This is a genomic window from Gracilibacillus marinus, assembly GCF_042651725.1.
Taxonomy (GTDB): Bacteria; Bacillota; Bacilli; order Bacillales; family Amphibacillaceae; genus Gracilibacillus; species Gracilibacillus marinus.
In genome coordinates this window covers 1-12045 of the sequence record NZ_JBHSDV010000006.1, presented here as the reverse complement: position 1 = coordinate 12045, position 12045 = coordinate 1, and the positions used below count along the sequence as shown (strand labels likewise).

The following is a 12045-nucleotide window of genomic DNA, read 5'->3' as shown; positions in this document are numbered from 1 at the left end:
AAGTGAACCTTCCAAAAAGATGAGCCATGTAGGTTTCAATGAAACTCATACTTAACTAGGTACACTATTTTTATTAGTTAGATTTTTGATAAGAAATTGTGCTGCATTGGACGGGCCATCTACTCCTGACATCAGCTTCTGCATTGATTTTGCCTTTTGTTGCATCTCATCATCATGCAAGGCAGACTCAATGAGAGAGAGTAAGACTTTCTTAGATAAGTCCTTTTTTCTTAACTGTATGGCGTTACCATATAGGACACACTCATTGATATTGGCAACCTGTTCCTGCTGTAGACCCATTCCGATAAAAGGCTTACCTGTTAAACAAGCTGTTTGTACTGTTCCTTCTCCCCCATGTATGATAGACAAATCAATTTTCCCAGCAAGCTTATGTGCTGGAAGCAAATCACAAATATATATGTTTTCGTGCTGAGAAAAGATCGCTGCACTGGAACCCAATGTTCGTTTCATCGGACATACAACGGTTAACGGAAGCGCGGCTAAAATATGTAGCATTTTTAGAACGATTTCCTTCCCCCCAGAGCTTCCCATCGCAAAATAGACAATTGGTAATTTTCTTGGAAGCTCATCAAACCAACTCGGAAGCTCACCCTCTAATTTCGCGTAGATCGGCCCTACATACGTGTAGTTACTAGGTAAATTTGAAATCCCACTTATTTCTGGCAACGTTGTAATGAGATTATGGTCTGCATCTAAGGCGTCAATCGTTAATTTCGGAAGTTGCACACCATACTCTTTCGCTAATTGTTGAAAGGCCTTTGGCTTATATGTAATGCTTGTAGCTATTTTTCTATAAAGCTTCTTTATTATGTCCACAGGTAAAAACTTTTGACTTAGAATGGGTGGTAAGGCAAGATGTCCTTTTAAAAAATATATTTTTGTGTAGGTTAATGGCTTGATGTAAAATAATGGGGTTTGACAAGCTCTGGCTGAAATAAACAAACTTAATGTTGTTCCAATAACAACAGCAACAGGCTGATACAGATGAATAATCCTTTGTTCACTTTCTATACGGTGTTTCAGCATCTTATACGTAAATGGATGCTTGATGCCCTTCATCTGATCTACCTTCATAATTTGCACAACATCTTTTTCGGTAAGATGTGGTTCAAGATGAATAAAAGTGAAATTTGCCTCTTCAATCAAATAAGCATATTTTGTAGAGTAACCGATAAAGATGCACGTAAAAGTATTGCAGCATTTTTTTGCCACCTCAATTGATCGAGTTGTTTCAGCTAAATTAAATGTTTCTGGAGCAAACAATAAAACCTTATTTAATGTTCTCACCCTTTCGCTATGTCTTGTTATGTCAGGGTTAGTTTAGCACACCCCCTAACTAGACTCAAATTAATTTTACATAAAAAACGAAAGTCAGTACATTTTCACTATTTATTTCATCTAGATAATCGTTACCGATACTATGGTCATACAGTAATTTAGTCAGGCAGTTAAGCACTTGAAAACAAGGAAGGACATTGGTTTATTCGTGCGTATCACTAGCAATTTTAATGGTTCATTTTAACTAGTTATACTTACTCAAAAAACCAAACTATAGTCTTAGCGCTAATCAAAGTACCAACTGATTTTCGTATTTTTTTGTAAAATTATTTTTACAATGTGAATAGAGGGACGTTTCTGATCCATTTTTACAATAGATCAGGAAAACCGCACCCTTGCTGCTTATCTTTACTTTTAATCCTATTTTATTCCTTCAAAAATGGGGGTATCCATAAATAATTTCTTTAACTCAGTTGAATAGGCCAAAAGATGCTTTTAGTCTTAATTTACCTATGTAAATTCTTTTATATGGTAAAATATTGTTATTATTTCAATTTATTTGGAAAGGTTATTTACTACTTTTTTACGACTTTAAACGTGATGTAGATGGTATACCTTGTTGTGAACTTTATACTTAGAAATGTTTCTTATTCACCTAACCATTTGTTTAATAAGCAATCACAAAAGGAATGAGCATTTACTGCTAGACATAATAATGTCTAATGAAAAAGTAAGGCAATAAGTTGGGATGAAGCACATCGGTTTTGTTCACAGGACTTAAAAAATTTGGAGGGGTATAGTTATGTGGGTAATATTAGGGGTTATTGCTATAGTAGTAACTTTTATAAATCTTTATATGTATGCAGCAGGAAAGGATTATAAGCTTGCTATGGCGATGGGATTATCATTTACAGCATTAACCCTTTGTGCAGAATACAGTCTTGTATCAGAGTGGGTAGAAGTGGAAGATTGGGCAGCTTTAGAGGATGTAGTTCCTGGTATGGAAAGGCTTTATGGTTTTTGACAATTGTTTCTATCTTACTAAATATAGCACCTATACTTTTTGAACGAAAAGGTAAGAAATAATTACTTATTGTCACTTCATTTAACAGCCAAGGGCACTTTACGAAGTAGCGGTACATTGGATGCAAAATCAAACCTCACAACCAGAAGATTGTCTAGAGGAAATGCTTGATATCTTAGTATTGGATAAAGTAATGTAAATTTTGTATAGACTCCGACGTAATTCCTTTTATTTTCTTTACAAGATAGCGAGTATGCGATCGCTTCAGAAGAATACTTCGCTTTCACCACAGGCACAAGTGCGACATCCGTTCATAAAGCCCATTCACGGTGTCTTCTATGCCGTGGGCACGAGGGAAAATCCAAGCCCTTGGGATTTTCCTTACCTTAGCCTCCTCGCTCGCACAGACCGCTCCCTGTGGGGTCTTCGGCTCGCGCTGTTCCCACAGGAGTCTTCGTATTCTTCCTACGCTAAGCAAGACTCTCAGGCAAGTTTTACAGAAAAAGGGCATTAAACACAGATGAAATAACGGATCTGATGTCCGCGCAATTAAAGGGCAATGCGCTAGCCGGACATTGGATCCGTTATTTTGGTCAAAAAGCAGTGATTGTCGGTCTAGACGGACATGAGGGCCCTTATTTTCCTAAAATCCAGCAGAAAAGGCCTGTTTGAAGCTGAATAGCGGATCTGATGTCCGTGAAAATGAAAAATCAAGTCAAGTCCTTATTTATGTGTAAATTAATAATACAAGTTTTAACCACTCATTTAATTATTAATTGTATTTTATTTGGTAGGGAGGGGGGTACCCCCCTCCCTACCAAATAAATTTTCGCGCCGGAATCCCATCATTTCAAGTTAAATTTTTCCATTCTTTTTTTTCTAGTTCTGTGTACGATAAAAAAACTTCTTTCCACCTGCGTCCATTGCTTCTTCACAATCCATTAGTACAGATCCTATTAATCGAAAGGCAGAGTCCATATTCGGGAAAATTCGAATGACACTTTCTCTCTTTCTCACTTCAGAATTTAGTCGTTCTAAGACATTGGAAGTGCGGATGTGAACATGTGTATCTTTATCCTCTGCATAGAATTGAATGGCATCTTCGTAGCCTTCATCTAACGTCTGGATGGCTTTTTCAAATTTTGAGTCTTGTCCAAATTTCTCGATAAATTCCTCTTTTAACATTCTTGATATTTGTAGATTGGATGCTTTGAAAATCTCTTTTAAATGTTCTCTTGCTTCTTTTGACCCTTTCTTTGGTATTTTCGTAATAATATTTCTTAAGAAGTGCACTGTACAACGCTGCCAACTTGTATTTAAGAACTTCTCCTTAATCGCTGATTTCAATCCTTCATGCGCATCTGATATGATGATTTTCGGGTTCTGTAAGCCTCTTGCTTTTAAAGAATCAAAGAAGGCAGTCCAAGTTTCTTTAGACTCACTATTCGCTATTTTAAATCCTAAAATTTCTCTTTTATCTTCGCTATTTACACCTAGAGCGATATATACTGCTTTTGATACCACTCTATGGTATTCACGCACTTTGATATACATTGCATCTACATAAACGTAGTTAAAGTATTGGTGATTCAAAGGTTTTTGTGCCCACTCTTTTACGATAGGATCTAGACTTTTTGTTAACTCAGAAACCATGGACTTTGATACTTTTTCACCACAAAGTTGTTCTACAATTTTCGTTACTTTACGCGTTGATACACCATTAATGACCATTTCTATCATCGAAAGCAAAAATGCTTTATCACAACGCTTATATTTCTCAAAAACACTAGTGGAGAATTCTCCACTACGAGTACGTGGAACTTTTAATTTTACTTTTCCAATACTCAGCATTAAATCTCTTTCATAATAGCCATTTCTGTAATCCTGTCTATCTTCCTTACGTTCATAAGAAGCAGCATTCAAGTGCTTATCTCTTTCCATTTCCATATATTGATTGAATAATATCACAATGGATGATTTCACCACATCATTCAAATCAGATGCATTACTTCTCCTTTAATTTTTTCAAAATCTAGGTTAAAATGTAATTGGGTCATTATTAATTCCTCCTACTTTGTGTTCGTGGTTGAAAACATTGTATCATAAGGAATTAATATGGCCTCTTTTTTTAATTCACCTTTTTACACAATTATACGGACTTAATCCGTCATTGGCATGGTAAAGAACTTGAAACAGCGTTACCTTGTGAATGGCCAACGTGTAAGCTTAAAAGAACTTTATCGGTTTGCGAAACCAACAGATGGAAAAAAAGGCATTCTTCGTTCGATTCATACGACACAAGCGAATGGCGTTCCTATTAAAGTTGTCTTTGTTCGTAATCGGAATAAAAAGAGCGAATGGTTAGCTATTCTAAGCACCGATTGTACACTAAGTGATCATGAAATCATTCGTATTTATGGGATGCGATGGGACATTGAAGTTTTTTTCAAGACAACAAAATCTCTTTTGAAACTCCAAAAAGAGTTCCAAAGTCGTTCGTATGACGGCTTAATTAGTCATACGACCATCGTATTCGCACGATATATTGTTCTCTCGTGGCAAAACCGATGTAGCACAGACGAGCGAACACTTGGCGGCATGTTTTATGAATTATGTGATGAAGTTCATGATCTCGATTGGGCTGTGGCATTTCAGCAGTTGATCGAGCTTCTTGAAGATACCTTGAAAATGAGCAACAAAAAGGTACAAAAATTAATCAAAAGTCAAGTCCAACAATGGATTGCAGGCTTACCCAGCTATATCAGGGCTTACCTGCCTATTTCAGTGTGCGAAAGTTGAGTAATTAGTAAAAGGTAAAAATCTTGTTCCATAGCCTCCAGCGCATATAATTGCTGTTTTTACTATTTTCTTAGCCATTTTCACCAGAATAAATTACTTTCATAATTTTTTTTAAAATATTTTTCGGCCGCAATGAAGAGCCGAAGAAAAATTTGGTCAGTCTTTAAGTAATTTGGTACAAAGTCTTCAATACTTAAGTTGAGTTTTTTTTCAATTTCTTTATTATTCAGAAAAAATATGCCCTTTGCCTCTATATTATTTATTTTACCTGTTAATAGATCAATACCTTGACTTACTGGTACTTTTACTACCCCAGAAACTTCATCTCCTGAAAGTTGATATGAATCCAAAGGTGCTTTGTACTCCAATAGATGTATATGCTGGAATTCCTTGTTTATATAATTTGAAGCGAGAGTCACTACAGTTTGTCGAATTCCCAAAGGGACTAATTTATCATATGATACTTCTATTCCTAATTCTTCCTTAATCTCTCTAACCCCATCTTCAATGGCTTCACCTGCTTTGTAATGGCCTCCTACTGATATATCCAAGTAATCCGGCCTTTCGAAGTTATAGCGATTAGGTGTTTTCTTTTGTAGCACTATTGTTTCATCTTGAGGGTCTACAATTATACAAGTAAATACTCTGTGCCATTCCCCTTTTGCGTGTGCTTCTTTCTTTGTTGATGTTCCTAGGTACTCATATTTATCGTTGAAAATATCTATATATTCATTCATAGTTAATTTACCTCTTTATTTGTAATTATTATTTTAATTGAGATTTATAGAGCAAAATATTTGTAATTTGCGGTGTTATGAAAAATTCCGCAATTCAAGTCCTATACATGTATACCTTTTCAGTTCTGAATAAAGTTATAATCTATCATTAACTAATTTCTGAGTTAAATAAAGAGAGTTTTCCATTAATTTCTTTGAGGCGATCATTTTGAAACATGATTGAGGCGGATCTCAAATCCCTAAGGGTCCTTTCAAAATTATTGTCTTCAGTTTGTTGGTACCCATAATACATGCCCGCTATCTCAACTATAATATTTATAGCCTTGTAAAGATTTTCAGAAGAAAGTAACTTTAAATTGTTTATATGAATACTAAATTTATCCCAATCTACTTCCTTTTTGTCTTCTCCAAGATGTTGTGTATATTGTTCAATAATTGATTTTAGATATACATCAACTGTATCTATTAAGAGGCGTGTTTCTGATATCTTACTTAGCACTATTTCTGAACTTCTTTTTTGCTTATTTTTTCTGATTATTTGAATGATCTGTTTAAATGCTGCTTTTATTGAACCTAACCAACTAGATGCCCACATAATATGACCTATTGGAATCATATAAATTTTTGCAGTATTCTTGAAAGAACTCGCGTTTAAAATCCTGTCTTTATTTAGCACTCCCTTGAATTCCATTGGTATACTTTGGGTGCCCCGCATACCTAAAGGAGACCATTTTCCTTTAACGCTGCTTTGAATTTCTTCTTTAAAAGCGAAGACCATTGCTACATCATCTTTATTAGAATCTGAGGATCTTTTCATAGTAAATAAATATCCTTCAGCATACTGTCCTCCAGTTACTACTGGAGCTTTTCTATTAAGAATAAAATTCCAATCATTGGTGTAATCTATTTCGCTATCAGAAATCAGTAGATGTCCCCCTTTATCATATTCTGATGTGACCGAAGCGAGATAATTTTGATTATCACAAATCTTCTTTAATATCATATCTTTTGCCATTGACTCTTCGAGATTTAGAAGTGTAAACAATTGCTGGCAGTGCATTCCATAAATCATAGAAGTTGATAAACAGTGTTTACCTATTTCTTGTACTAAGTCAGAACTGATACTATGTCAAGAAATTGGACAAATTAAATTGAGATTTTCCAAAATCTTTGATATGAAACTACCGCGCTTCGCTTGCTGACCTTATCATAAGTGAACAGAGTTTTACTCTATTCACTTATGATAAGGCTAAGGTAGACTCCTTTAATTCTCTAAAGCGTTGAATAGTATGCTTGTTCCTTCTCTAATGGCGATCTATAATTATTGTTTGAATGAATTCGTTCATAGTTATAAAAAGATTCGATGTATTCAACAATGTCATCGACAGCCTTTTGTCTCGTAAGATACTTTACACGGTATATTAATTCTCGTTTAATAATGCCGTGAAACGATTCAATACAGGCGTTATCATAACAATTCCCTTTACGGCTCATACTTGTAATAATGCCGTGTTTACACAAGATCTCTTGGTATTCATGTGATGCATATTGACTACCACGATCTGAATGATGAATAAGTCCTTCTGTTGGTTTTTGTCTACCAATGGCACGTTTTAGTGCACGAATGACTAACTCTTTTGTCATTCGATGACTCATATGCCAACCCAGTATTCTACGGGAATATAAGTCCATGATGGTTGCTAAGTATAGCCATCATCCTTCACTCGTGTGAATATACGTAATGTCAGCGACCCAAACCATTCCAGGAGCATCTACTTGAAACTCTTGATTTAATAAATTTGGATAAACTGGTAATGAGTGCTTGGAATTCGTTGTCGCCTTATATTTTTTTACTGTCTTGGAGCGAATTCCTTCTGCTTTCATAATACGTGTCACTGTTTTTTGAGACACTTTTATTCCCTTTTGATTTAATTTTTTTGTAATTTTTGGACTACCATAAATGGATCGCGAGCTGATATAAACTTGTTTCACATGACGGGTTAGTTTTTCACGTCGTCGTTGTTGGTTACTTTTTTTACGTTTGCGCCAGTGATAATAGCCACTTTTTGAAGCACCTAAAACTCGGCACATCTTCACAACACGGAATTCGTGTCGGTGCTTTTCTATGAAGTCATAAATCACTTCTGGTTTTTGGCGAAGATGCCCATAGCCTTTTTTAAAATTGCGTTTTCTTCTTCAAGATCGCGCAATTTCTTTTGGAGGTCCTGCATGGCTTTGTCTTCTGGCGCGCTGTTTCCACTACCAATAAAGTTCGAACCATCTTCATTTCCTTTATATTTCTTTACCCAATTATGAAGCGTTTGTTCGGATACATCTAACTCTCTGGCTACTTGTGCAATAGTTTTCCCAGTTTGAATGACCAACTTTGCTGCGTGTATTTTAAATTCCTTATCGTATTGTTTTCTCATATTTTTACACTCCATCCGTTCAATTGGTTTATGTTTAGTATACATCAAACTCCCAATTTAACGTGTCCCATATTTAGACTAACATCAGTGTATCGACAAAAGAGAGTTGTTGATTGTTCATCATATCAATGGTTTCATCTAAATGTGTCATCATTTGTGTTAACTTGAGGTATTCTAAATGATGAATCAATTTTGTATAACTACTATTCACCACTATACACCTCATCTATCGCAGCTAAGTTTTTTAATGCCAATTTTTCTATATCCTCATCATCCTTATAAGGAAGTTGGTTGACCAACGTTTGTTGATAATGTTTTTGCTTATAGTTCAGCTTCTTATTTCGTATTTCGTGGCGAACAAGTAATTTCATGTTATAATACACGTGAATGTAAGTATCATATACTTGTAAACTCACCATTTTTCCAATGTATCCTGCTGGTACAGAATACTGATTGGATTTGTACGTAATCATGTTGGATGGGTTTACTTTTGCGAGTGTATGATTCAGTTTATAGGTCTCTCTTATCTGCTTATTTGGAAGTGGCAATAAGAGAGCTCTTTCTTTTTGGAATTGCAGTATAGGAATCCCTCCTGTTCCTTGATGATAGGCGTGATTTACGCGATTACATAATTCTTCTATAAAATGATTCAACTCCTCATAATCCATTTTTCCTTGATAGGCATGGATTTCATCTAGTATTTTCATGGGTGCTTCCACTTTTGCTTTGGTTTGTGGTCTACCGGCCAAACATGGCCGAATTTCAAAACCAAAATCCTTTGAAAATTGATCCAATCGATGATTGACTTTTCCTTTCTGATAGTTTGTACGTGGTTGATCCATAATGGTTTTCATGTTATCGACTAATAGTGTTTTTGGCACCCCTCCAATCCTTTCAAAGGATTCTACTAAGAAGGAAAGTAATATGCTTTGTGACTTCGAAATAGTTAATAGAAACACTCTAAATCGTGAATAAGATAAGAGTAGTACGAAAACATTCACGTATAGAACTTCTCCGTCTTTCGTGATAAATTTTATGTTTTCCTTCCAGTCTAATTGGGCTTGTTCCCCTGGTGGCGTCTCAAATCGGACGATTTCCTTCGTGCAGCGTCTCCCTCGCTTTCCATCAAAGTATCGCTGAAATTAAGGCTTTTTGGAGACATACGCTCGGAAATTGGAAAGCGAACAATGTAGTCCATGGTTATCCTTTAAATACTGCCACAATATTCGTTTGTAATAAAAGGTTTGTAATGATTCATCAGATAATAACTCTTGAATAATCTCATAATATGCATCGACTTTTGATGCCTTATTTCTTGTGTTTTTCTTCCTGTAACCATCTAAATATTTGTCTACCGTTCTACGGATCCACCCCTAACTCTCTAGCTAATTGACTCTTGTTAATTTTCATATTTGAACTCTCCAATAACAACTTTAATTTTGGCAAGTCCGTAAGACAATTAATTTCTACATCTGCATGTATGTTTAGTTGTATATGCATAATATTCACCCCAGAATATTATGCGATAGTTAATCCAAACTGTACATTCTTATTTAATTGTTTTTGTACATTTCTACATTATCATTTATAACCTACCAATCCAGTCATTTCTAGTGTCATGCGAACGAGTCTAAAAACGTTACGGAAACACGCACCATACATTAAAAACAGTTTCCTCTATCCGTTTAGCAATGGTCGTATAGAAGGCATCAACAATAAAATCAAAGTACTCAATCGTGTCGCATATGGCTATCGTAACTTTTATCATTACAAACATCGGATTCTCTTACATTTTAAGTTCAAAGCAGTAGAACAAAAACAACAAAAGAAAACACACGTTCCAGCTGCTTAAATAAGCAGAAAGCGTGTGAATATATCTTAAATAAATATGTGGGTAAAAATTCTCACCAACACTATTTGACAAAGAGCCTTAATTATGAGACAACAAAAAAACGTATCCAAGGCAATTATTTACCCTAGATACAGTTCTTAATTTTTCTTATTCAATACGATACCGAAGGTGGGACTTGAACCCACACGCCCGTGAAGGCATCGGATTTTGAGTCCGACGTGTCTGCCATTCCACCACTTCGGCATAAGTAATAAAATGGAGGCGGCAACCGGATTTGAACCGGTGATAAAGGTTTTGCAGACCTCTGCCTTACCACTTGGCTATGCCGCCTCGAGAAAATATAATATTATGGAGCGGAAGACGGGATTCGAACCCGCGACCCCCACCTTGGCAAGGTGGTGTTCTACCACTGAACTACTTCCGCGAAATGGCTGGGCTAGCTGGATTCGAACCAACGCATGACGGAACCAAAAACCGTTGCCTTACCGCTTGGCTATAGCCCAATAAATTAAAAAAATAACTAAAAATGGGGCGACCAGTGGGGATCGAACCCACGTATGCCGGAACCACAATCCGGTGCGTTAACCACTTCGCCATGACCGCCATTATTAGAAAGGAAAACAGGGGTAGTAGGAATCGAACCCACACCGGAGGTTTTGGAGACCTCTGTTCTACCGTTAAACTATACCCCTATAATAATATTATTAAATGAAATTTTAAATGAAAATGGTGGAGGGAGTAGGACTCGAACCTACGAACCCGATGGGAACGGATTTACAGTCCGTCGCGTTTGGCCAACTTCGCTATCCCTCCATATTAAATTAACTAAGAAAATAAAAAAGTGGTGGCTCGGGACGGAATCGAACCGCCGACACACGGATTTTCAGTCCGTTGCTCTACCGACTGAGCTACCGAGCCATAAATGAGAAATAATGATATGTTAAAAATCAAGTGGCGGTCCGGACGGGACTCGAACCCGCGACCTCCTGCGTGACAGGCAGGCATTCTAACCAACTGAACTACCGGACCATTTTTTGGTTGCGGGGACAGGATTTGAACCTATGACCTTCGGGTTATGAGCCCGACGAGCTACCAGACTGCTCCACCCCGCGATGATATAAAGTTGTATAATGGTGGAGGATGCAGGGCTCGAACCTGCGACCCCTTGCTTGTAAGGCAAGTGCTCTCCCAGCTGAGCTAATCCTCCGCCTTGATATAAGTAAATGGTGACCCGTACGGGATTCGAACCCGTGTTACCGCCGTGAAAGGGCGGTGTCTTAACCGCTTGACCAACGGGCCATATATTAAAAGTGGCGGAGAGCGAGGGATTCGAACCCTCGGTACGGCGTTGACCGCACACACGATTTCCAATCGTGCTCCTTCGACCACTCGGACAGCTCTCCATTGGCTCCACAGGTAGGATTCGAACCTACGACCGATCGGTTAACAGCCGATAGCTCTACCACTGAGCTACTGTGGAATGGAAATAAAATGCTTGGCGACGTCCTACTCTCGCAAGGGCAAGGCCCTAACTACCATGGGCGCAGGAGAACTTAACTGCTGTGTTCGGCATGGGAACAGGTGTGACCTCTCCGCTATCGCCACCAAACATATGGTTAAAGATTTACTATCAACTTGACCTATTAAATCAGTCAGTGACAAAGAATATTATACTATGTATCACTCTCTAAGTCAACTATTTTTACGAAGTTTTGCAACTTCAAAACTAGATAAGAAGAAAAACAAGATCAAACAATGAAAAGTTAGTTAAGTCCTCGATCGATTAGTATTCGTCAGCTACACATATTACTATGCTTCCACCTCGAACCTATCTACCTCATCGTCTCTGAGGGATCTTACTCACTTACATGATGAGAAGTCTCATCTTGAGGGGGGCTTCATGCT

General features: G+C 37.1%; 4 protein-coding genes, 14 tRNA genes, 2 rRNA genes and 6 pseudogenes. 3 read left to right on the top strand and 23 right to left on the bottom strand.

The features are described 5' to 3' along the window. Window positions 1-51 precede the first annotated feature (51 nt). Complete coding sequence (locus ACFOZ1_RS14830; RefSeq protein WP_390200525.1) at window positions 52-1308, bottom strand: glycosyltransferase; 1257 nt, start codon at window positions 1306-1308, stop codon at window positions 52-54. A gap of 793 nt (window positions 1309-2101) precedes the next feature. Here ACFOZ1_RS14830 and ACFOZ1_RS14825 point away from each other — a divergent pair. Next, window positions 2102-2385 (top strand): annotated as a pseudogene (locus tag ACFOZ1_RS14825) (hypothetical protein). Window positions 2386-3202: 817 nt separating this feature from the next. Here ACFOZ1_RS14825 and ACFOZ1_RS14820 read toward each other — a convergent pair. Continuing rightward, window positions 3203-4380, bottom strand: a pseudogene (locus ACFOZ1_RS14820) (IS256 family transposase). A 109-nt stretch (window positions 4381-4489) separates the two neighbouring features. Between ACFOZ1_RS14820 and ACFOZ1_RS14815 the strand changes: the two are divergent. Further along, window positions 4490-5122 (top strand): annotated as a pseudogene (locus ACFOZ1_RS14815) (IS4 family transposase); the annotation flags it as partial. 80 nt (window positions 5123-5202) lie between these two features. On the opposite strand, the gene ACFOZ1_RS14810 reads toward ACFOZ1_RS14815, so the two are convergent. From ACFOZ1_RS14810 to istA, 5 genes and pseudogenes are all read right to left on the bottom strand, one after another. After that, entirely contained in the window at window positions 5203-5859 is a 657-nt protein-coding gene (locus ACFOZ1_RS14810) for an NUDIX hydrolase (RefSeq protein ID WP_390200523.1), read from the bottom strand. Window positions 5860-6007: 148 nt separating this feature from the next. Further along, a complete protein-coding gene (locus ACFOZ1_RS14805; protein ID WP_390200521.1) occupies window positions 6008-6874 on the bottom strand; it encodes an acyl-CoA dehydrogenase family protein in 867 nt (288 codons plus the stop codon). A gap of 257 nt (window positions 6875-7131) precedes the next feature. Further along, window positions 7132-8288: pseudogene (locus ACFOZ1_RS14800) on the bottom strand (IS3 family transposase). A 73-nt stretch (window positions 8289-8361) separates the two neighbouring features. Further along, window positions 8362-8499: a hypothetical protein gene (locus ACFOZ1_RS14795; protein WP_390200519.1), complete on the bottom strand. Its 138-nt coding sequence runs from the start codon at window positions 8497-8499 to the stop codon at window positions 8362-8364. Further along, window positions 8492-9788, bottom strand: a pseudogene (gene istA / locus ACFOZ1_RS14790) (IS21 family transposase). Before istA ends, ACFOZ1_RS14795 begins: the two are co-directional and overlap by 8 nt. A gap of 106 nt (window positions 9789-9894) precedes the next feature. On the opposite strand from istA, the pseudogene ACFOZ1_RS14785 reads away from it, so the two are divergent. After that, a pseudogene (locus ACFOZ1_RS14785) lies at window positions 9895-10140 on the top strand (transposase); the annotation flags it as partial. A gap of 160 nt (window positions 10141-10300) precedes the next feature. Here ACFOZ1_RS14785 and ACFOZ1_RS14780 read toward each other — a convergent pair. The 16 genes from ACFOZ1_RS14780 to ACFOZ1_RS14705 all read right to left on the bottom strand — a co-directional run. Beyond that, a tRNA-Leu gene (locus ACFOZ1_RS14780) sits at window positions 10301-10383 on the bottom strand. Between the two features lie 13 nt (window positions 10384-10396). Beyond that, a tRNA-Cys gene (locus tag ACFOZ1_RS14775) sits at window positions 10397-10470 on the bottom strand. 19 nt (window positions 10471-10489) lie between these two features. Next, window positions 10490-10564, bottom strand: a tRNA-Gly gene (locus ACFOZ1_RS14770). Window positions 10565-10568: 4 nt separating this feature from the next. Then, window positions 10569-10643: transfer RNA gene (locus ACFOZ1_RS14765), tRNA-Gln, on the bottom strand. A 24-nt stretch (window positions 10644-10667) separates the two neighbouring features. Then, a tRNA-His gene (locus tag ACFOZ1_RS14760) sits at window positions 10668-10743 on the bottom strand. A gap of 18 nt (window positions 10744-10761) precedes the next feature. Further along, window positions 10762-10832 (bottom strand) — tRNA-Trp (locus tag ACFOZ1_RS14755). A 35-nt stretch (window positions 10833-10867) separates the two neighbouring features. Beyond that, window positions 10868-10953 (bottom strand) — tRNA-Tyr (locus tag ACFOZ1_RS14750). Between the two features lie 29 nt (window positions 10954-10982). Continuing rightward, window positions 10983-11058: transfer RNA gene (locus tag ACFOZ1_RS14745), tRNA-Phe, on the bottom strand. A gap of 34 nt (window positions 11059-11092) precedes the next feature. Continuing rightward, a tRNA-Asp gene (locus ACFOZ1_RS14740) sits at window positions 11093-11169 on the bottom strand. A gap of 6 nt (window positions 11170-11175) precedes the next feature. Further along, a tRNA-Met gene (locus tag ACFOZ1_RS14735) sits at window positions 11176-11252 on the bottom strand. Window positions 11253-11271: 19 nt separating this feature from the next. Then, window positions 11272-11347 (bottom strand) — tRNA-Val (locus ACFOZ1_RS14730). A 17-nt stretch (window positions 11348-11364) separates the two neighbouring features. Next, a tRNA-Glu gene (locus ACFOZ1_RS14725) sits at window positions 11365-11439 on the bottom strand. Window positions 11440-11451: 12 nt separating this feature from the next. Next, window positions 11452-11543, bottom strand: a tRNA-Ser gene (locus tag ACFOZ1_RS14720). A 2-nt stretch (window positions 11544-11545) separates the two neighbouring features. Next, window positions 11546-11620 (bottom strand) — tRNA-Asn (locus tag ACFOZ1_RS14715). A 13-nt stretch (window positions 11621-11633) separates the two neighbouring features. Then, window positions 11634-11749, bottom strand: a 5S ribosomal RNA gene (rrf, locus tag ACFOZ1_RS14710). A gap of 154 nt (window positions 11750-11903) precedes the next feature. After that, window positions 11904-12045: ribosomal RNA gene (locus ACFOZ1_RS14705) — 23S ribosomal RNA — on the bottom strand; the annotation flags it as partial.